Origin of the sequence: uncultured Streptomyces sp. (assembly GCF_947488945.1) — a bacterium.
Taxonomy (GTDB): Bacteria; Actinomycetota; Actinomycetes; order Streptomycetales; family Streptomycetaceae; genus Streptomyces.
This window is the reverse complement of sequence record NZ_CANLBS010000011.1, coordinates 132,791-153,182: the sequence shown is the minus strand read 5'-3', so window position 1 is coordinate 153,182 and position 20,392 is coordinate 132,791. Positions and strand designations below refer to the sequence as shown.

Here is a 20,392-nt window from a genome sequence, read left to right as displayed (position 1 = left end):
TCGGTGTCGGAAGGTTGGTGGCGTGCGTGGGGGGCGTTCAGTGCCGTGCGCGGTGCGGTGCCCAGGCGTCGTCGCCGGCGAGGTAGTCGCCCACCTCGTGCTGCGCGGCGTCGGCCGGGGACATCTGGGGCCGGTCGGCGGTGACCGCCGAGCCGGGGCCGGTGTTGCGGTACTCGGTGAACCGGGCGTCCCGCCAGGAGAAGCCGCTCATGTCGGTCCACGGGCTCGCCTTGACGGCGGCGGGCAGCGAGGTCTGCCGGATCAGGACCTGGCCGACGGCGTCGGGGTTGCCGCTCGGGTGCCAGGGCCGGCCGAGGTGGAAGGTCCCGGCGGGGGCGTCGCTGATCACCCGGGAGCGGGTGATGAGGATGCCGTACGGGTTGTCCTTCCAGGTCGAGGCGGCGGTGATGTAGCCGTTGTTGGCGGCGTCGCCACGGCTCAGCGCCTTGATCACGGAGCGCTCGATCACCGTGGTGGCGCGGCCGTAGATGAAGTCGACGTCGCCCTCGATGTACGAGTCCTCGATGTACACCCGGGCCTTGGTGGTGAGGGCGGGGGTGTCGGTCATCAGGGTGTCCTGGTTGCCGAGGAAGGCGGTGTCGGTGAACGTCACCCGGTCGCCGGTGGTCTTCACGGCGAGGGCCTGTTCCCCGCTGATCTCCACCGCGGCTTCGTCGAAGTCGTTGGCGAAGGTGAGGTGGCGGGCGGTGAAGTCGTGTCCCTCGACCAGCACGGTCGCGCTGCCGGAGGATCCGACCGTGGTGCCGTCCGGCTTGAGTTCGCCGTTGGGGGTGTTGAACACGATGACGGTGTCGTCGCGGTGGCGGCCGGTCCCCTCGAAGGAGACGTACGGCTTGTTCTTGCCGATCCGGACGTGTTCGCGGTAGGTGCCGGGCGCGATCCGGACGACGACCCGCCGGTCGTTGCCCTCCGGCACGGCGTCCACGGCCGCCTGCACGGTCGGGTAGTCGCGGGGGACGTTCAGGACGGTGGCGCGGCCGTGCCCGTGCGGGGCTCCGGCGGCCCCGGCCGGCGCCTGGGCCGCCACGGCGTCGGGGACAGCCGGTATCAGGAAGGCGGCGGCGAGCGCGAGGACCGGGGCCATGGTTCTCGCCCGGGTGCGCGTGGTGCGGAGGTGCGTCATTGCAGTTCTCCTACGAGCGGTGCGTACGGGTCCGTGCTGGGTGCGGTGCGTGAGCGGTGCGGTGGGTCAGCGGTGCGGCGGTCAGGCGGGTCGGGCAGCTCGGGCGGGTCGTTCGGGCGGGGCGGCGGTGCGGAACGCGGTGAAGGTGGCGGTGCCCGCCGGGCCCGTCCCCTCGGGGGCGGTGGCGAACAGGCCGAGCAGCGCGCCGACCCACCGCCACGGGGTGGCGGCGAAGACCTGGCCCGAGGGCCGGAAGCCGTCGCCGGTGTCGGCGAGGAAGCGGCACCGGGCGCCGGCGGACACCTCGACGCGCAGCCGGGCCCGCCGTCCGGGGGCCGGCCGGTCGTGCGCGGCGTCGCGCTCGCGGGGCGCGCCCGTCTCCGCGTACCGGTGCACCAGGCGGGCGGTCCCGTCGGCGGCGTTCTCCAGGCCGATCCAGGAGAACGCGTCGCCGAGCACCGCCAGTCCGGCTTTGGCGCCCGGCTCCCCGCCGTCCAGCGTCAGTTCCGTCTCCACGGTGAACGTCTCGGCGGGCAGCCGCTGGACCAGGACGTGCGGCAGGGTCCGCAGGTCGTCGGCGTGCGCCGTGCGCACACAGGCCAGCCGCAGGCCGTCCCCGGCGTGCGCGACGGTCAGGCCGGGGCGCGGGTTGGCGGTCCACTGCCACTGGCGGCCGAACCGTCCGCCCGGGAAGTCGTCCGAGGAGGCCGGTGCGCCGGGGACTCCGTCGGGCGGCGCGGGCGTGCGCGGCTTGCGGTGCACGGCGACGGGGACGCCGTCGTCCCCGATCACCGGCCAGCCGTCGGCGTCCCAGCGCATCGGCTGGAGGTGGACCACCCGGCCGTAGGGCCCGCGGGCCTGGAAGTGCAGGAACCAGTCCTCGCCCTGGGGCGTGGAGACCCAGCCGCCCTGGTGGGGGCCGTTGACGTCGGTGTCGCCCTGGGCGAGCACCACGCGTTCGTCGTACGGTCCGAAGAAGTCGCGGGAGCGGAAGGCGCCCTGCCAGCCGGTCTCCACCCCGCCGGCCGGGGCGAAGATCCAGAAGTGGCCGTCCCGGCGGTAGAGCTTGGGGCCTTCGAGGGTGAACCAGCCGGGGATCGTGTCGGCGTCGACGAGCGTCTTGCCCTCGTCGAGCAGTTCGCGCCCGTCGGGGCTCATCCGGTGGCCGGTGAGGCGGTTCTTGATCCCGGAGCGGGACTTCGCCCAGGCGTGCACCAGGTACGCCTCGCCGGTCTCCTCGTCCCAGAGCGGACAGGCGTCGATCAGGCCCTTGCCCGCCTTGACCAGGTGCGGGGCGGTCCACGGTCCGCGCACGTCGGGGGCGTTGACCTGCTGGATGCCGTGGTCGGGGTCGCCCCAGAAGATCCAGAACCGTCCGTCGTGGTGGCGCAGGGACGGCGCCCACACCCCGCAGTCGTGCCGGGGCACCGCGAAGTCCGCGGCGGGCTCCAGGCGTTCGAGCGCGTGGCCGACGAGCGTCCAGTTCACCAGGTCGCGCGAGTGCAGCAGCGGCAGGCCGGGGGCGCGGCCGAAGCTGGAGGCGGTGAGGTAGTAGTCGTCGCCGACGCGGACGACGTCGGGGTCGGACCAGTCGGCGTTCAGCACCGGGTTGCGGTAGGTGCCGTCGCCGAGGTCGGCGGTCCAGGGCGGGTTCACGCCGTCACCACCTTGCGCACCAGCGCGGCGGCGGCGTCCCGGTCGAGCCGGCCGTCGGCGACGACGGTCACGACCCGGCGCACCACGGTGGCGCCCGGTGCGACCGGCAGGCGGTGCTCGGCGGCGAGCGACGAGCCGACGCCGGGGTACTCGGCGGTGCGGACGAACCACGGGTCGCGCCGGGTCTCCTCGGTCGCGCCGGCGAACACCAGCGTCCAGTCACGGCCGGCCAGCGCCAGCCAGTCGGCGGGTCTGCCGTGCACCGCCTCCTCGCCCTCCCGCGTGCCGCTGAAGACGTCGGGAGCGGTGTCCTCCTTCGGGGCGCGCCAGAAGAAGCCGCCGTATCCGGCGCCGGGGCGGCCGTTGGTGGCGGGGCTGCCGATGGACAGGGGGGCGGTGCCCCGGTTGGTGAGGGAGAAGGAGAAGTCGAGCGCCCAGGCGGTGTCCGACACCCCGATGACCGCCACCGTCCGGTGCTCACGCAGCAGTTCGACGCCGTCGGCCTCCCAGCTCAGCTCCTCCACGAAGCCGTCCGGGTCGCGGAGCTTCCAGCCGAGGTGGCGCTGGACGCCGTGGTTGTCCAGTTCGGTGGGGCCCTGCCCGCGGACGAAGGTCCGGCCGCCCCAGAAGTTGTGCCCGGCGACGTCCGGCACCGCGACGGAGGCGCCGAGGTGGTGGATGTGGTCGGCGGGCCGTTCCTCGGTGACGGGCACCCCGGCGAGGGTGGTGACCGGGTGCAGGTAGGGGCGCGCCGCCGGGTCGTCGGGGGCGAAGCTGTAGCGGCCGACGGGCCGTCCCGCACAGCTCAGGGTGGCGGTGGTCATGACGCGCTCACCTCGCGGGACCGCGCCCAGGGGACGCCGAGTTCGGAGTAGAGGGCGAGGGTGTCGGCGCCGGCGGCGACGGCGGCGTCGATGCCGTGCACCACGCGCCGCACGCCGGTGGTGCCGGTGGCGGGCTCGGTGTGCCAGGCGTCGGCGGGCAGCGCGGTGGGCTCGGGCCCGGTGCGCACCGCCTCCAGCACCCGCATGAACGCGGCGGTCCGGTGCGGCGGCACGAGGAGCGGGGTGCCGTCGGCCAGGTGCGCGGCCAGGTTCTCCAGCAGGTCGGTGCGGCCGTGCACGCTCTCCTCGGGGCCGTGTCCGGCCCGCTGGAGCAGGACCCGGTCCTGCTTGTACCAGAAGGTGATCCGGCCCCGGTCGCCGTGCACGACGACGTACGGCTCGGCGGCCGTCTCGGCGCAGAGGGTGACCGAGGCGGTGACGGGCAGGCCGTCGGAGGTGGTGATCCGGACGCAGCTGGTGTCGTCGGCCTCGATGTCGTGGGCGCGGAAGAGTTCCGTCTCGACCGACGCGACATCCTGTTCGGTGCCCCGGTCGGCGAGTTCCAGGGCGGTGGCGACGGCGTGCGCGAGCGGGTTGGTGAGCACCCCGTCCACGACGTCCGTGCCGTCGATGCGGCGTCGGCCGGCCCAGGGGGCGCGCCCGTAGTACGCCTCGTCGCGGACCCACGCGCCGGCGGCGCCGTAGCCGCGCACCGTGCCGATCGCGCCGTCCGCGACGAGGGCGCGGACGGCGGTCACGGCGTGCGAGCCGAACGACTGGAAGCCGATCTGGCAGGCGGTGCCGGCCGCCGCGACCGCCTCGCGGATGCGGCCGAAGTCGGCCCAGGAGGCAGCGGGCGGCTTCTCCAGCAGGAGGTGGACGCCCCGCCCGGCGGCGGTCAGCGCCAGGTCCGTGTGGGTCTGGATCGGTGTGCAGACGACGGCCGCGCGGGCACCGGTGGTGTCGAGGAGTTCCCCGAAGTCGGCCGACTGCAGGGGCGGTTCGGCGGCGAACGCGCCGAGCTCCTCGTCGTCGAGCGGGCGCAGCTCGCAGATCCCGGCGAGTCTGACGACTCCGAGGTCCTGGAGGCGGCGGATGTTGGCGAGGTGCCAGCGGCCGTGGCCGCGGGCGCCGGCCAGCACGATCGGAAGAGGCGTGGTGGTGGTCATCCGGCCCTCCCTGCGGCCCGGCGGGCCTGTCGTCGTGGTGCGGTCATGAGGATCAGCCCTTCACGGCGCCGGCGCTGAAGCCGGTGATGAGCCACTTCTGGATGAAGGCGAAGACGACCACCACGGGGACGGCGGCGATGACACCGCCGGCGGCGAGCGCGCCCAGGTCGACGCTGTCGGCGCCGATGAGGGTGTTGAGCCCGACCGGGATCGTCTGCTTGTCCTGCTCGCTGAGGAACATCAGGGCGAACAGGAAGTGGTTCCAGCTGTGCACGAAGGCGAAGGAGCCGACGGCGATGAGTCCGGGCCGCAGCAGCGGCAGGACGACGGCGCAGAAGGCGCGGAAGCGGGAGCACCCGTCCACCCAGGCGGCCTCTTCGAGGGTCACCGGGACGTTCTTGATGAAGCCGCTGATCAGGATGATCGACAGCGGGAGCTGGAAGACCGTCTCGGCGATGACCACGCTCCCGAGGGAGTTGATCATCTGGAGGTTCTTGAAGATCTCGAAGAGCGGCACCAGCATCAACGCGCCCGGAATGAACTGGGAGCAGAGCAGCGCCAGCATGAAGGCGCCCTTGATCTTGAAGTCGAACCGGGCGAGCGCGTATCCGCCGGCCAGCGCCACCAGGGTGGTGGCGACCAGGGTGGCGATGCCGACGATCATGCTGTTCTGGAAGAACGTGGCGAAGCTGCGCTCGGTCCAGACTTTGGTGAAGTGCTCCCCCGTCATCGGCCAGGGCACCAGCGAGGTGGAGCCGGTGGGACGGACCGCGAAGAGGAGCATCCAGTAGAACGGGATGAGGGTGAACAGGAGGTAGATGCCGAGCGGCAGGTAGATCTGCCAGCGGGGCACGTCGTCGAAGGCGCGCTCGCGCCCGCGGCGCTTGGGGGCGGCCGGTGGCGGCGTGGCGCCCCGGGCGGGTACGGCGGTGTCGGTGCCGTGCTTCTCGGCCAGTGCGGCGGTCACGTGCGGTCGCCTCCGAATTTGCTCAGGCGCAGATAGACGATCGAGCAGAACAGCAGGATCACGAAGGCGACGGTGGTGAGCGCGGACGCGTAACCGAAGTCGTGTCCCTCGATGCCGGTGTTGGCGACGTACAGGGGCAGGGTGGTGGTCTCGCCCGCCGGTCCGCCGCCGGTGAGGGTGTACAGCAGGTCGACGTTGTTGAACTCCCAGACCGCGCGCAGCAGCGTGGAGAGGATGATCGCGTCGCGCAGGTGCGGCAGGGTGATGTGGAAGAACTGGCGCATCCGTCCCGCGCCGTCCACCGAGGCCGCCTCGTACAGCTCCTTGGAGACGGACTGGAGGTCGGCGAGGATGAGGATGGCGAAGAAGGGGACGCCGCGCCAGAGTTCGGTGACGGTGGCGGCCCAGAAGACGGTGCCGGTGTCGGAGAGGACCGAGGTGCCGTACTCCCCGATTCCGGCGTCCGCGAGGTAACGGCTGAAGCCGGTCGAGGAGTTGTAGAGCAGGATCCAGATGGTGCTGGTGAGGACGCCGGAGACGGCCCACGGGGAGAACACCATGGCGCGGGAGATGCCGCGGCCGATGAAGCTCTGGTTGACGATCAGGGCGAGCGCCAGGCCGAGCACGAGCTGGAGGGAGACCTGCGTGACCACCCACTGGGCGCTGAAGCCGAGGGTCGGCCAGAACTGCTCGTCCTCGGTGAAGATGCGGGTGAAGTTGTCGAAGCCGGCGAAGCCGTTCCGCCAGGGCTTGGTGACGTTGTAGTTCTGCAGGCTGTAGTAGAAGACGCTGATCACCGGATAGGCGATGAAGCCCAGCATCAGCAGCCCGGCCGGGGCGATCAGCAGGTACGGCAGTGTGCGGGGGGTCGCCGAACGGCGCTTCTTGGGCACCTTCGGCGTTGTGGCCACGGCTGTTGCTTGGGCCATGACACCTCTCCGTTCTCTCGTGTTGCCCGGCTTCGCTCGGGACTTGCCTGGCACGGTGCGGGTGGTGCGGGGTGTAGCAAGCGCTTTCCACGCATCGATCGGTGAACCGGTCGACGGGGGCGCCGAATGCCGGGGTCCGGCTCAGCCGGCGTACGCGTCGGGCACGTCCCCCTGCCGCGACAGGAAGGTGAAGTCGCAGCCGGTGTCGGCCTGGGTGATCTGGTCCTGGTACAGCGCCCCGTAGCCGCGTCCGTAGCGCGGCGGCGGCGCGGTCCACGCGGCCCGGCGCGCGTCCAGCTCCTCTTCGTCCACCTCGAGGCGCAGGGTCCGGCCCGGCACGTCCAGGGTGATGAGGTCGCCGGTGCGGACCAGGGCGAGCGGCCCGCCGACGAACGACTCGGGCGCGACGTGCAGCACGCACGCCCCGTAACTCGTGCCGCTCATCCGGGCGTCGGAGATCCGCACCATGTCGCGCACACCCTGCTTCAGCAGGTAGTCCGGGATCGGCAGCATGCCGTACTCGGGCATCCCCGGGCCGCCCTGGGGGCCCGCGTTGCGCAGCACCAGCACGTGGTCGGGGGTGAGGGCGAGCGCCGGGTCGTTGATGGTGCGCTGCATCTCCCGGTAGTCGTCGAAGACGACCGCGGGTCCGGTGTGGGTCAGCAGGTGCGGCTCGGCGGCGATGTGCTTGATCACCGCGCCGTCCGGGCAGAGGTTGCCGCGCAGCACCGCGACGCCGCCCTCGGCCGCCAGCGGGTTCTCGCGCTCGCGGATCACCTCGGCGTTGTGCACCTGCGCCCCGTCGAGCTGCTCGCGCATCGAGGAGTGCGCGACCGTCGGCCGGTCGAGGTGGAGCACGTCGGTGAGCCGGGACAGGAAGCCGGGCAGCCCGCCCGCGAAGTGGAAGTCCTCCATGAGGTACTTCCCGCCGGGGCGGAGGTTGGCGAGGACCGGGACCGTGCGGGCGATCCGGTCGAAGTCGTCCAGGGTGAGCTTGACGCCGGAGCGGCCCGCCATGGCGATGAGGTGGATCACGGCGTTGGTGGAGCCGCCGAGCGCCAGCACGGTGGCGACCGCGTCCTCGTACGCCTCCGCGGTCAGGATCTTCGACAGTGTGAGCTGCTGCCACACCAGTTCGACGATGCGGAGCCCGGACCGGGCCGCCATCCGCTCGTGGCCGGAGTCGACCGCGGGGATGGAGGAGGCGCCCGGCACGGTGACGCCGAGCACCTCGGCGGCGGCGGTGAGGGTGGAGGCGGTTCCCATCGTCATGCAGTGGCCCGGGGAGCGGGCGAGCCCGTTCTCCAGTTCGCCCATCTCGCAGTCGCCGATGAGTCCGGCCCGCTTGTCGTCCCAGTACTTCCACATGTCGGTGCCGGAGCCGAGGACCTCGTTGCGCCAGTGGCCCGGCAGCATCGGCCCGGCCGGCACGAACACGGTCGGCAGGTCGACGCTGGCGGCGCCCATCAGCAGCGCGGGCGTCGACTTGTCGCAGCCGCCGAGCAGCACCACGCCGTCCACCGGGTAGGAGCGCAGCAGCTCCTCGGTCTCCATCGCCAGCATGTTGCGGTAGAGCATCGGGGTCGGCTTCTGGAACGTCTCCGACAGGGTGGAGACGGGGAATTCGAGCGGGAAGCCGCCGGCCTGCCACACCCCGCGTTTGACCGCCTGCGCGCGGTCCCGCAGGTGGACGTGGCAGGGGTTGATGTCGGACCAGGTGTTCAGCACGGCCACGACCGGCTTGCCGAGGTGCTCCTCGGGCAGGTAACCGAGCTGCCGGGTACGGGCCTTGTGGCTGAAGGAGCGGATCCCGTCGGTGCCGAACCACTGGTGGCTGCGCAGTCCCTCGGGGGCGATGCGGCTCATATCGACCACCCGGCGATCTCGGCGGCCACTTCGGCGCGCTGAGCCTCGGGCAGCACCCGGCTGGGGGCGCGCACCTCGCGGCGGCACAGCCCGAGGGCGGCGAGCGCCTCCTTGACCACGGTGACGTTGTCGGCGGACTGGCGGGCCGCGCGCAGCTCCTCGAAGCGGCGGATGGACTCCCAGACCTTCATCGCGGCGGCGTAGTCGCCGGCCCGCAGCGCCTCCAGCATGGAGAGCGAGACGCCGGGGGCGACGTTGACCAGGCCGGAGGTGAAGCCGGTGGCGCCGGTGGCGAAATAGGAGGGGGCGTAGAGCTCGGCGAGTCCGGCGATCCAGACGAAGCGCTCCAGGCCGGCGTCGCGGGCGAACGCCCCGAACCGGGCCGCGTCCGGCACCGCGTACTTCACGCCGATGACGTTGGGGCAGCGGTCGGCCAGGTCGGCCAGCCGCTCGCCGGCGAGCAGCGGGTTGCGGACGTAGGGCACGACGCCCAGCTCGGGCACGGCCTCGGCGACGGCCCGGTGGTAGTCGACCCAGCCTTCCTGCGAGACGTACGGGTGGACGGGCTGGTGCACCATCACCATCGCGGCGCCCGCGTCCCGGGCGTGCTCGGCGGCGGCGACGGCGGTCGGCACGTCGTGGCCGACGCCCACCAGGACGGTGGCCCGGTCGCCCACCTCGTCGACGGTCAGCTCGGTGACCGCTCTGCGCTCGTCGGGGGTGAGGGCGTAGAACTCGCCGGTGTTGCCGTTCGGCGTGACGACGCGGATGCCGCCGTCCAGCATCCGGCGCAGCAGGGCGCGGTGGGTGGCGGTGTCGATCGTGCCGTCCTCGGAGAACGGGGTCACGGGGATCGCCACGACGTCTGCGAGGGCCGCCTTGAGCGCGGTGAGGTCCATACGGACTGGCCTTTCGTCGGTGAGCCGGTGGTTCACGCCGCCCCGCCCCCGTCCACGTCGTCGGGGAAGGCGCGGCGCACGAACGACGCGATGTGGTCGTGCAGCGCCGCCACCGCGGCGGTGGCGTCGTCGCCGAGGGCGAGGCGCAGGATCTCCCGGTGCTCGGCGGCCTCCCGCTCCCACGAGGGGTTGGCCGTCCAGGCGACGGTCGAGACGAGAGCGGCCTGGTCACGGACCTCGTCGAGCATGCGGCCCAGCAGCGGGTTGCCGCAGGGCAGGTAGAGCGCCCGGTGGAAGTCCCGGTTGGCGAGCGACCGGTCGGCCTTGTCGGCCGCCGAGTCGGCGCGCTCCAGGGCCTCCTGGGCCGCCTCCAGCGAGGCCCCGCGAGCGATGGTGCGGCGCAGCGCCTCCGGCTCCAGCAGCAGTCGCACGTCGTACACCTCCCGCGCCATCTCCGCGTCCACCAGCCGCACGGTGGCGCCCTTGTACTGGCTCATCACCACGAGCCCGGTGCCCGCCAGCGTCTTCAGGGCCTCCCGCACGGGAGTCTTCGACACCCCGAAGCGGGCGGCGAGTTCGGTCTCCACGAGCGCCTGCCCCGGGGTCAGCCGGCCGGTGAGGATCGCGTGCTTGACCGCTTCCAGCACGAACTGCGTGCGGGACGGGATCGGGGTGGGCGCAAAGGTCATGGGTGCCGGGCTCTCGCATCTCGCGTATCGCGTCTCATATATGACGTACGAAGTACGACGCGATGAAGCTAGAGCGGGCCGGATGTTTCGTCAACGCTTCCAACAAAAGAATTTCGGTCGAGTACGCCGAAGTAAAAGGTGCGGGGTGCAACGGAGTTGGCCCGTCCGCCGGGTCGGACGGGCGCCGGCCGGACGGCCCGTCCACCGCCCCGACCTGCGGCGGGAGGCATCCGGACGGACCTGTTTCCGGGCAGGCCGAAGCGGCCGTACGGCCCCGGTCCGGCCCGTACGGCCCCCGGCGGAACGCCGGGCCGGACGGGCGCACGGGTGCGCGCGTCCGGCCCGGCCCCGCTCATCGCGCGAGGCGGGAGAGCGCCCTGGCGACGGCCTCCAGGTCCGGCCCGGAGGCCAGACCCGCGTGGTAGAGCCGCAGTTGGTCCGCGCCGAGCGAGGCGGCGTGGCGCGCGTCGCTCTCCAGCGTGCCGGGGCTGCCGCCCATGCCGGTGACCACGCCGAAGTTGGCGGCACGCACCCCGGCCAGGCCGGCGAACGGGGTGAGCACCGCCTCGCGCGCCGCGTCGCCGCCGGTGCAGGGCAGCACCACGCCGTCCGCGACCGAGAGGATGTGCGCGGCGTCGACCCCGACGTTGGCACCGGTGCGGTGGGGGGCCGGGTCGGCGTGCAGCAGCACCTGGAAGCGGTCGTCGGGCGCGGCGGCGCGCACCGCGCCCACCGCGGCCTCCTGGAGGGCGCGGGCGACCCCGGTGCGGTACCGCAGGGTGGTCGCGGCGAGTTCGGCGCCGAGCAGCCGCTCGACGCCGGACCAGCCGCCGCCGGTGTCGCCGGCTCCGGCCCAGACGGGCTCCAGGGCCCGCCGCACGGCGTCCCGCAGCTCCTCGGGGTCGAGACCGGCCGAGCCGTACCCGTCGGTGCAGGACGGGCAGAAGCAGAGCGACATCAGGTACTGCGCCGCGTCGCCGAGGGCGACGCCGGAGACCTTGTCGTGGGCGTGCAGGTGCGCGAAGCCGTACCAGCCGCAGGACTCCAGCTCCGTGCCGCGCGCCCCGGGGCGGGCCGCCGCCTCCGCCGCGAGCGCCACCAGATGGTCCCGCACGGCGGGCTGGGCGATGCAGGGAGCCCAGCCGTACCGGTCGCCGTAGGCGTTGACGACCGAGGCCTCCGGATGCTCCTGCCCCATCCGGGAGTTGTGCGCGAGCACCACCCAACTGTGCACTTCGAGACCGGCGTCGGTCAGCGCCTCGGCCGCGACGGCGAACGGGTCGTCCCCCGCGGTCCAGGTCTGCCGGTGGGGGGTGAGTCCGAGGCCGGCCCAGTGCTTCTCGTCCGGCGGGTAGTACACCGCCGCGTGGGGCGCGGTGACGATCCGGGTCGCCGGGTGGCGCGGGGTGAGCGCGCGGGTGGAGTGGTAGGCGGAGGCGAGGGTCACCTGGCGGACGCCGAGCGCGGCGATCCGGGCGGGCGCGTCCGGGTCGCCGACGACGTCCCACGGGTAGAGGAAGGCGGAGGTCTTCATGCCGTCTCCCCCGCGCCCCGGGCGGACGCGCCGGGACCGTCCGTGGCGGCGACCGCCTTGCGGGCCTGCGGGTCCAGTTCCGCCAGCACCGCCCGGCCGTCCGCGACGATCTCGATCAGCCGCTCGACGTGTTCCGGGGCCGGTTCGCTGAGCGGGCTGCGTACCTCGCCGACGTCCAGTCCGCCGAGCCGCACCCCCGCCTTGACCAGGGAGACGGCGTAGCCGCGGCCACGGTTGCGGAGCTCGACCAGGGGCCGGTAGAAGCGGTCGAGGAGAGCGTCGACCACGCCGGTGTCGCCGGATTCGAGCGCCCGGTAGAAGGCGAGGGCGATGTCCGGGGCGAAGGCGAAGACGGCGGACGAGTAGAGGGTGATGCCGAGGCCGCGGTAGGCGGGCCCGGTCAGCTCCGCGGTGGGCAGGCCGTTGAAGTAGAGGAAGTCCCGCCCCGGCAGCGTGGTGCGCACGGCGCTGACGATCCGCTGCATCAGGTCGAGGTCGCCGAGTCCGTCCTTGAGCCCGATGACGCCGGGGGTGCGGGCCAGCTCGACGACGGTCTCCGGGGTGAAGACGACGTTGTCGCGCTGGTAGACGACGGTGTCCAGGCCGGTGGCGGCGGCGAGCGTCCGGTAGTGGCGCAGCAGCCCGGCCTGGTCGGCGACGACCAGGTACGGAGGCATGGCCAGCAGGCCGTCGGCCCCCGCCTCCTCGGCGAGGATCGCGTACTGGACGGCGATCGCGGTGCCGTATCCGGCGCCGGCGACCACCGGCACCTGCCCGGCGGTCTCCTCGACGGCGGCGGCCACCACCAGGCGGAACTCCTCGGGGGTGAGCGCGTGGAACTCGCCCGTGCCGCAGCAGGCGAAGACCGCTGCGGCCCCGGCGTCGACACCGGCCCGCACGTGCGCGCGGAACGCGTCGAGGTCCACGGCGCCGTCGGCCCCGTAGGCGGTGACGGGGAAGAAGAGCGGTCCGGCGGCGGAGGCCAGCCGGGCGGCGAGGGGGGCTGAGGTCACGGGCGCTCCCTGAGCGGATGCAGACGCGGATACGGACGCGGTACGACAGGTACAGGCTGCGGTACTGGCGGACGCGCCCACGACGTCCGGACCGGGTCGACGGACCCTCGGGCCGGCCGCGCGGACCGGGCGGGACCGGGGCCCAGCGAGCGGTCCTGCGAGGTTGCGTACGCCATTGTGATCGATGTCCACATGTGTGAACGGCGCCACGCTAGGGCAGCCCCGTGCACCGGTCAAGACGGAGGGAAGGCGCGCCGAACGACGAACGAAAGTGGTCCGCGAGAGCGTCCTCGACGGGCCCCGCCCCTTGACGCGACGCGCCGCACTTCTTACCTTGTCCACGCATGTGAATGCCGTCCATGGAGTTGACGCACCGGCTCAACTCAGCGTGCGCCGCACCGAGGAGACCTCCCTATGCCAGCCCCTCGCACCGTCCTGCTCACCGGCGCCGCAGGCGGCCTCGGCACCCTGATGCGGGAACTGCTGCCCGCTCACGGTTACGAGCTCCGCCTCCTCGACCTCGTCCCGGTCGAGGGCGAACCGGACGCGATCACCGCGGACCTGGCGGACAAGGAGGCGCTGCGCGAGGCCGTGCGGGGCGTCGACGCGATCATCCACCTCGCGGGCATCTCGCTGGAAGCCTCCTTCGACAAGATCCTGCGCGCCAACATCGAGGGCACCTACAACCTCTACGAGGCCGCCCGCGAGGAGGGCGTGCGCCGGATCGTGTTCGCCTCCTCGAACCACGCCGTCGGCTACACCCCGACGCCCCGGCCGGGCGACCCGCTGCTGCCGGTGGAGACCCCCCGCCGCCCGGACACCTTCTACGGCCTCTCCAAGTCCTTCGGCGAGGACCTCGCCCAGCTCTACTGGGACCGGCACGGCCTGGAGACCGTCTCGGTGCGCATCGGCTCCTGCTTCCCCGAGCCCACCTCGGTGCGGATGCTCTCCGTGTGGATGAGCCCCGCCGACGGCGCCCGCCTCTTCCACGCCGCCCTCACCGCCCCCGACGTCGGCCACCGCGTCGTCTACGGCTCCTCCGCCAACACCCGCCTGTGGTGGGACCTGACGAGCGCCAGGTCGCTCGGGTACGAGCCCGAGGACGACTCGGAGCCGTACGCGGAGAAGCTCGTCGCGGAGCAGGGCCCGCTCGACCCGGACGCCAACCCGGACCAGGCGCACCTCGGCGGCCACTTCGTCACCGACCCGCCGATCTGGCCGTACTGAGCATCCGGTCGCGCCGGACGTCGGCCGTGCCGGACATCGGCCGTACCGGGCGTCCGGCCGTACCGGGCCGGGGCCCGCCGGGCCGCACGGCGTCCGGACCGGTGCGGCCCCCGCCGGGACACGGGACGGACTGGGCCGGCCGGGCGGTGCGCGCGAAGGTAAGGGAACGGCAAAGCCGGGTCGTTCGTTACCCCCTGCATGACCGCAATGACACCCGGCTCGAACATCCCCCTCTCCGCCGCCCGCGTGGCGGTGGACGTCGCCGCACCGGTGCGGCTCGACGTCTCGGGCCTGCTGCTCACCGCCGACGGCAAGGTGCGCTCCGACGACGACTTCATCTTCTACAACCAGCCTGCGGGCCCCGGAGTGACCTACCGCTCCGGCGGCGGCACGCAGCCGGACGCGATCCTCGTGGACACCGCGGCCGTGCCGCCGGGCATCGAGAAGATCGTCGTCACCGCCAGCCCCGACGCCGCCGGGCAGACCTTCCAGGGCGTCGAGCCCACCGCGACCGTGCGCGACGCGGACAGCGGCGCCCCGCTCGCCACCTTCACCCCGCCCCGGCTGGGCACGGAGACGGCCCTCGTGGTCATCGAGGTCTACCGGCGCAACGGCGTCTGGAAGGCCCGCGCCGTGGGCCAGGGGTACGCCGACGGCCTCGCGGGCATCGCCACCGACTTCGGCGTGACGGTCGAGGAGCCGGCCGCCCCCGCCGCCCCGGTCGCCGCCCCGCAGGCCGCTCCGGTCGCCCCGCCGGTCCCGCAGGCCGCTCCGCCGGTGGACCCGCGGGTCTCCGCCCCCGTGCCCCCGGCCCCGCCCGCTCCGCCCGCTCCGCCCGCCGCGCCGGCCCCCGCGTCGAACGGCCGGATCAACCTCGACAAGGGCCGGGTCAGCCTCCAGAAGAACCAGACGGTGTCGCTGGTCAAGAACGGCAAGCCGCTGCTCTCGAAGGTGAAGATGGGGCTCGGCTGGGAGCCCGCCTTCCGGGGCAAGGACATCGACCTGGACGCGTCCGTGATCGCGTACGGCCCGGACCGCAACCACCTGGACAGCTGTTACTTCGGCAAGCTCGCCATCCTGGGCGGGGCGATCAAGCACTCCGGGGACAACCTCACGGGTGAGGGCGCCGGCGACGACGAGGTGATCGTCGTCGACCTCGGGCGCATCCCCGCCGAGGCCACCGGCCTGATGTTCACGGTGAACTCGTTCACCGGCCAGAAGTTCACCGACGTCGCCAAGGCGTACTGCCGCCTCATCGACGCGGCCACCGGCGAGGAGCTGGTGCGCTTCGACCTGAGCGGCGCCGAGCCGCAGACGGGCGTGATGATGGCGAAGCTGATCAAGCAGTTCTCCGGCGAGTGGGAGATGACCGCCGTCGGCGAGTTCGTGAAGTCCCGCACCGTGCGCGGCATGGTCAAGCCCGCCGCCAAGATGCTCTGACCCCGAGGCGGTCGGCGCCGTCCGACGGGGCGTCCGGCGGGGGCGTCCAGCGGGGGCGTCCAGCGGGGGCGTCCGGCGGTCAAACGGCTTCCGGGGCACCTGATGTCTCAGGTGCCCCGGTTCCGGTCTCTCCGCGCGGACGCCGCACGCGCCGTCCGTGCTCTCAGAGCTTGGTCAGCTTGGAGTACGGGCTCAGGATCCTCCCCTGCCGCCCAGCGAAGTCGATCAGAACTGCGTCGTTGTCGCCCTCGACGGCAAGGATGCGTCCGAGGCCGAACTGGTCGTGCGACACCCGGTCGCCCACGTCGAATACCTCGACCGGTGGGGCCGCCTGGGCCGGGCGGTTGAAGGGACTGGAAGGCAGGTGACGCCGGGATCCGGCTGACTGTTTCATTACCTTGAGTATGCGCCTCATAAGCGGCGGACGCCATGCCCGCCCCCTCCGGGGGGACCAGTAGTACCGGATTCGTAATGCGGCGCGGCCCGTCCGACCTGGCTCGCCGAGCGCCTTCCAGCAGGGACGACGGCCCGCGCGGGGCCCCGGAAAGCCCCCCGAAGGGGTGGTGGCGCCACCACGCCCTCGCCGGGCGTGGCAGCGGTCACCGGCGCCGGGACGCCGGTGACGCACGTGGCGGCTCAGTCCTGGTCGTCGCGCCCGCCGGTGCGCTTGTCGGACTGGCGCTTCCACGGGCCCGTGATGGCGAGCATGATGCCCGGCGTCTGGATGTTGGCGAACAGCGTCTTGCCGTCGGGCGAGAAGGTCACCCCGGTGAACTCGCTGTACTCCGGCTCCTGCGCCGTCCCGCCGTTCAGCTCGTTGCGGGCGATCGGGTAGGTGACGCCGCTGTCGGTCGCCCCGAACAGGTGCTGGATGCCGTCGCCGTCCTCGGCGATGACCAGACCTCCGTAGGGGGAGACGGTGATGTTGTCCGGCCCGTCGAACGCGCCGTCCACCGACGGGTCGGCGTTGACGCCGAGCAGCACCTTCAGGGTGAGGGTGCGGCGCTTGGGGTCGTAGAACCAGACCTGGCCGTCGTGCTGGACCGGGCTCTCCGAGCGGGCGAAGGAGGAGACGAGGTACGCGCCGCCGTCGCCCCACCACATGCCTTCGAGCTTGCGGGCCCGGGTGACCTGGCCGTCGGCGAACTGCTTGCGCACCGAGACCGTCTTGGCGTCGCGGTCCGGCACGTCGACCCAGTCGACGCCGTAGACGGTGCCGATCTTCGTCGCGCGCGACAGGTCGTCGACGAACGCGCCGTTCTTGTCGAAGCACTTGGTGGCCTGGAGCACGCCCGCGTCGTCGGCGAGGGTGCGCAGCTTGCCGCGCCCGTGCGTGAACCCCTTCGGCGGCACCCAGCGGTACAGCAGCCCGTTGGGGGTGGAGGCGTCCTCCGTCAGGTAGGCGTGGCCGCGCTGCGGGTCGATCACGACGGCCTCGTGGGCGTACCGGCCGAACGCCTTGACCGGGCGCGGGTCGCGGTTGGCCCGGCGGTCGTACGGATCGACCTCGAAGACGTAGCCGTGGTCCTTGAGCAGCCCGTTCTTGCCGGCCTTGTCCTCGGTCTCCTCGCAGGTCAGCCAGGTGCCCCAGGGGGTGGAGCCGCCGGTGCAGTTGGTGGAGGTGCCGGCGATGCCGACCCACTCGGCGGTGCTGCCGTCGCGGCGGGTCTCCACCACGGTGCAGCCGCCGGCCGCGACGGCGTCGTAGACCAGGCCCTCGGCCAGCGGTACGGGGTGCGCCCAGCTCGTACGCACCCCGCTCAGCTCGTGGTTGTTGACGAGCAGGGTGACGCCCCGGGGACCCTCGAAGGCGGCGGTGCCGTCGTGGTTGGACGGGGTGGTCTCGCCCGACTCCAGCGTGGTGACCCCGCTGTGGGTGAGGATGCGGTACGAGAACCCGGCGGGCAGGGCGAGGATGCCCTTCGGGTCGGAGATCAGCGGACCGTAGCCCGGTTCCCCGTGGCCATGACCGCCGCCGTGCCCTCCGTGGCCGCCGCCGTGCTTCGCGTCCTCGGCCGCGAGCGCGCCGGGCGCGGTGGCGAGGGTGCCGACCGCCCCGGTCAGGGCGATGCCCGCCCCGGCGAGGGCCGACCGCTTGCTGAACTCTCTACGGGTGACTGTCATCGCGTCTCCTGTGTGCCGACCGGATGAGGTGGGGTGGGGTGCGCGCTCACGTTCCCGGCCCCGGGCCAACGCCGGATGAACGACGGGCGACTTCCGGCGGCACCCTTCCTGTGAAGCCACGGTCGGCCCGGAGACGGCGGGCGTCCGGGCGTGCGCCGATCGGCCGGGCGCCGGGAACGTACGGCGCGCGGCGATGATTTCACCGGCCGCCGCCGGTCTTACCCGTGCCGCGTCCGAACCCGGACCGCGCGTCACCCGAAGAGACGGGAACACCAGCGCCATGACCGACACCGTGAAGGGCCCCGCGAGCTACTTCCCCGCCATCGAGAAGAAGTACGGCCGCCCCGTGGCCGAATGGAAGGAGCTCGTCCGCTCGTCCCCGCTCACCCGCCACATGGAGCTGGTGTCCTGGCTCAAGACCGAACACGGACTCGGCCACGGCCACGCCAACGCGCTGGTGGCCCACACCCTGGCGGAGGACGCCCGGCGGTGAGGCGGGAGGGCTGGGCCCGCCCGGCCGGCGGGCCGGCCGTCAGCCGCCCGCCGGTTCCGGCCGGTTCCGGAGGAACACCGCGGCGATGAGCACCCCCAGCAGCACCAGCGCCGTGTTCACCGCGATGGCGACGGTGACGCCGTGCAGCACCGCGCCCGCCGTGACGATCCCCGCGGAGGCCGCGGTGGCGACGGCCGACATCACGGGGGTGCCCAGGGTGATGCCGATCTGCTGGGACATGGTGGCCAGGCCGGTGGCGAGACCCTGCTCGCCGTCGGGGAGGCCGGAGGTCGCGGTGACCATGAACCCGACGATGACCAGCATGTTGCCCACGCCCCCGAAGAAGGTGGCGGGCAGCAGCAGTGCCATGGAAGAACTCTCCGGGCCGAGCAGCAGCAGGGCCGCGGTGGCCACCGCCTGGAGCAGACCGCCGGCGACCAGGGTGGTACGCGTGGACGTACGGGCGATGACCCGGGCGGCGAGCAGCCCTCCGGCCACGGTGCCGAGGCCCAGCACGCCGAAGGAGACACCGGCGGTGAGCGCGGAGAAGCCGAGGGTCTTCTGCAGATAGAGGGTCAGCAGATAGACCAGTGAGGTCTCCGTGACGAAGGCGAGCAGGCCGAGGACGTTGCCCCAGGCCACACCCGGCCGGGCGAGCACACGCGGCGGCACGAGGGGTTCGGCGACCCGGCGTTCCACGGACCGGAACACGGCGAGCAGTGCGGCGCCGACGACCAGGGCGAGGATCGTGCCCGGATACGTCCAGCCGTGCTCGCCGGCGAGGGTGAAGCCGTAGATCACGCCGAGCAGACCGAGGGTGACGGTCACGGCGCCGGGGACGTCGAGCGCGGGACGCCGGGCGGGCCGGGACTCCTTGACGACGGCGGGGGCGACCAGCAGCACCGCGAGCGCCACCGGCACGTTGACGAGGAAGGCCCAACGCCAGGAGAACAGGTCGGTGAGAACGCCGCCGAGCACCGCTCCGGCGGTGAACCCGGCCGACATCAGGGCCCCGTTGAGGCCGAGGGCCTTCTGCCGCAGGGGTCCTTCGGGGAACGCGGTGACGAGCAGGGAGAGGCCGGCCGGAGTGACGGCGGCGGTGGCGAGGCCCTGGGCGACGCGGGCGGCGATCAGCACCTCCGGGGAGGTCGCGAGACCGCCGGCGAGCGAAGCGACGGCGAGCAGCCCGAGGCCGCCGAGGAAGACCCGGCGGCGGCCGACCAGGTCCGCGACCCGCCCGAAGAGCAGGGTGAACCCTGCGGCGGAGAGGGCGAAGGCGGTGGCGATCCACTGGAGGTCGGCCAGCGCGAACCCGAGCCCTTCGCCGATGGCGGGGAGGGCCACGTTCAGGATGGAGAAGTCGACGGCCAGCATGAACTGGGCGACCAGCAGCACGGCGAGGACCACCCGGTGACGACCGGTGAGGCGGGCGGTGGAGGGTGCGGCGGCAGGGGCGGGGACGGGGGTGGAAGCTGGTGCGGTGATGGCGGCGGGTGCGGTGACGGTGGTCTCCGCACCGTCCGCGGCGGCTTGGGCAGGGGACATGGGACGTGTTCCTTTCGCCACCGCCGTCGTGGCGGACGGCGGAACCAAGGGGCAGGCAGGACGGACCGCGGGGCGGACGCACCCCCGCAGGGAACGACGGCGACCCGACAAACGGGGCTCCCGTTCCGTTAAGATGGACGGTAGCACCGAACGGCCCCGTAATGGAACTGGAGAACCGTTTATGACCTCAGGCGAGGGCACCACGCCGTCGGCGGACGACGGGAACGCGGTGGCGGGGGCTCCCGTGCCGGGCAGCGTGCGCCCCGGCGGACGCACCGCACGGGTGCGCGAGGCGGTACTGCGAGCAGCGGGCGACGCCCTGGTGGAGGAGGGGTTCGACCGGCTCGACCTCGCCGAGATCGCCCGCCGCGCCGGCGTCGGCAAGACCACCGTCTACCGTCGCTGGGGCACTCCGGCGCTGCTGGCCGCCGACCTGCTGGAGGACATGGCGGAGCAGTCGCTGCCGAGTGCGCACACCGGGAGCCTGGCGGACGACCTGCGGGCGAATGCCCGACTGGTCGTGAAAACGCTGAACGATCCGCGCCAGGGCCGCCTCTTCCGCGCGCTCATCGCGGCCTCGCTCTGCGACGAGCAGGCGAAGGAGGCCCTGCACCGCTTCTACGCCGTACGGATCGACGAATGGGCCGGCTGTGTCGCGGAGGCCGAACAGCGCGGCGAGGTCCCGGCCGGCACGGACGCCCGTGCCGTGATCGCCGCCGTGTCCGCCCCGCTGTACTACGCCCTGCTCCACACGGGCGAGCCCTTGGACGACGCGCTGGCCGACCGCGCCGCGAGGTCCGCCTGCGCGGCGGCACGGGCGGGGGCGCTCAGCCGCTGAGCGCCCCCGCCCGTGCCGCCGGCGAAACCGGAGTA

At 73.0% G+C, this 20,392-nt stretch carries 17 protein-coding genes and 1 pseudogene; 4 read left to right on the top strand and 14 right to left on the bottom strand.

The features are described from left to right. Positions 1 to 37: 37 nt before the first annotated feature. From Q0994_RS19350 to Q0994_RS19300, 11 genes and pseudogenes are all read right to left on the bottom strand, one after another. Positions 38 to 991: pseudogene (locus Q0994_RS19350) on the bottom strand (pectinesterase family protein); the annotation flags it as partial. Positions 992 to 1,225: 234 nt separating this feature from the next. Further along, positions 1,226 to 2,800 (bottom strand): glycoside hydrolase 43 family protein, encoded by a 1,575-nt coding sequence (locus tag Q0994_RS19345; protein WP_299536517.1) that lies wholly within the window; start codon positions 2,798 to 2,800, stop codon positions 1,226 to 1,228. Then, complete coding sequence (locus Q0994_RS19340; RefSeq protein ID WP_299536515.1) at positions 2,797 to 3,624, bottom strand: PmoA family protein; 828 nt, start codon at positions 3,622 to 3,624, stop codon at positions 2,797 to 2,799. Before Q0994_RS19340 ends, Q0994_RS19345 begins: the two co-directional genes overlap by 4 nt. Then, a complete protein-coding gene (locus Q0994_RS19335) occupies positions 3,621 to 4,793 on the bottom strand; it encodes a Gfo/Idh/MocA family protein (protein WP_299536513.1) in 1,173 nt (390 codons plus the stop codon). Before Q0994_RS19335 ends, Q0994_RS19340 begins: the two co-directional genes overlap by 4 nt. Positions 4,794 to 4,845: 52 nt before the next feature. After that, the gene (locus Q0994_RS19330; protein WP_299536511.1) at positions 4,846 to 5,760 is read right to left on the bottom strand and encodes a carbohydrate ABC transporter permease; all 915 of its coding nucleotides are present in this window, start codon (positions 5,758 to 5,760) and stop codon (positions 4,846 to 4,848) included. Then, positions 5,757 to 6,689, bottom strand: coding sequence for a carbohydrate ABC transporter permease (locus Q0994_RS19325; RefSeq protein ID WP_299536509.1), 933 nt, complete (start codon positions 6,687 to 6,689; stop codon positions 5,757 to 5,759). Before Q0994_RS19325 ends, Q0994_RS19330 begins: the two co-directional genes overlap by 4 nt. Before the next feature lie 141 nt (positions 6,690 to 6,830). Next, positions 6,831 to 8,555: an L-arabinonate dehydratase gene (gene araD / locus Q0994_RS19320; RefSeq protein ID WP_299536507.1), complete on the bottom strand. Its 1,725-nt coding sequence runs from the start codon at positions 8,553 to 8,555 to the stop codon at positions 6,831 to 6,833. Then, entirely contained in the window at positions 8,552 to 9,454 is a 903-nt protein-coding gene (locus Q0994_RS19315) for a dihydrodipicolinate synthase family protein (RefSeq protein ID WP_299536505.1), read from the bottom strand. Before Q0994_RS19315 ends, araD begins: the two co-directional genes overlap by 4 nt. Positions 9,455 to 9,486: 32 nt before the next feature. Continuing rightward, on the bottom strand, positions 9,487 to 10,143 hold the full coding sequence (locus Q0994_RS19310; RefSeq protein WP_299536503.1) for a GntR family transcriptional regulator: 657 nt from the start codon (positions 10,141 to 10,143) through the stop codon (positions 9,487 to 9,489). 352 nt (positions 10,144 to 10,495) lie between these two features. After that, entirely contained in the window at positions 10,496 to 11,677 is a 1,182-nt protein-coding gene (locus Q0994_RS19305) for a hypothetical protein (protein WP_299536501.1), read from the bottom strand. Next, entirely contained in the window at positions 11,674 to 12,690 is a 1,017-nt protein-coding gene (locus tag Q0994_RS19300; RefSeq protein WP_299536499.1) for a 5-dehydro-4-deoxyglucarate dehydratase, read from the bottom strand. The genes Q0994_RS19305 and Q0994_RS19300 overlap by 4 nt, the downstream gene beginning before the upstream one ends. 414 nt (positions 12,691 to 13,104) lie before the next feature. On the opposite strand from Q0994_RS19300, the gene Q0994_RS19295 reads away from it, so the two are divergent. Both Q0994_RS19295 and Q0994_RS19290 read left to right on the top strand, forming a co-directional pair. Next, entirely contained in the window at positions 13,105 to 13,917 is an 813-nt protein-coding gene (locus tag Q0994_RS19295; RefSeq protein ID WP_299536497.1) for an NAD(P)-dependent oxidoreductase, read from the top strand. Positions 13,918 to 14,115: 198 nt separating this feature from the next. Next, a complete protein-coding gene (locus tag Q0994_RS19290) occupies positions 14,116 to 15,357 on the top strand; it encodes a TerD family protein (RefSeq protein WP_299536495.1) in 1,242 nt (413 codons plus the stop codon). A 163-nt stretch (positions 15,358 to 15,520) separates the two neighbouring features. On the opposite strand, the gene Q0994_RS19285 is transcribed toward Q0994_RS19290, so the two are convergent. After that, complete coding sequence (locus tag Q0994_RS19285; RefSeq protein WP_299536493.1) at positions 15,521 to 15,751, bottom strand: hypothetical protein; 231 nt, start codon at positions 15,749 to 15,751, stop codon at positions 15,521 to 15,523. Between the two features lie 242 nt (positions 15,752 to 15,993). Then, positions 15,994 to 17,481 (bottom strand): alkaline phosphatase PhoX, encoded by a 1,488-nt coding sequence (locus Q0994_RS19280; RefSeq protein WP_299536491.1) that lies wholly within the window; start codon positions 17,479 to 17,481, stop codon positions 15,994 to 15,996. Between the two features lie 280 nt (positions 17,482 to 17,761). On the opposite strand from Q0994_RS19280, the gene Q0994_RS19275 reads away from it, so the two are divergent. Next, positions 17,762 to 17,974, top strand: a complete 213-nt coding sequence (locus tag Q0994_RS19275) for a DUF4287 domain-containing protein (protein ID WP_299536489.1) — start codon at positions 17,762 to 17,764, stop codon at positions 17,972 to 17,974. A 39-nt stretch (positions 17,975 to 18,013) separates the two neighbouring features. On the opposite strand, the gene Q0994_RS19270 is transcribed toward Q0994_RS19275, so the two are convergent. Next, positions 18,014 to 19,519 (bottom strand): MFS transporter, encoded by a 1,506-nt coding sequence (locus Q0994_RS19270; RefSeq protein ID WP_299536487.1) that lies wholly within the window; start codon positions 19,517 to 19,519, stop codon positions 18,014 to 18,016. A gap of 181 nt (positions 19,520 to 19,700) precedes the next feature. Here Q0994_RS19270 and Q0994_RS19265 point away from each other — a divergent pair, with 181 nt between their 5' ends. Next, positions 19,701 to 20,357 carry a TetR/AcrR family transcriptional regulator gene (locus tag Q0994_RS19265; protein ID WP_299536485.1) on the top strand — a complete coding sequence of 219 codons (657 nt, stop codon included), beginning with the start codon at positions 19,701 to 19,703 and terminating at the stop codon, positions 20,355 to 20,357. Positions 20,358 to 20,392: the final 35 nt, after the last annotated feature.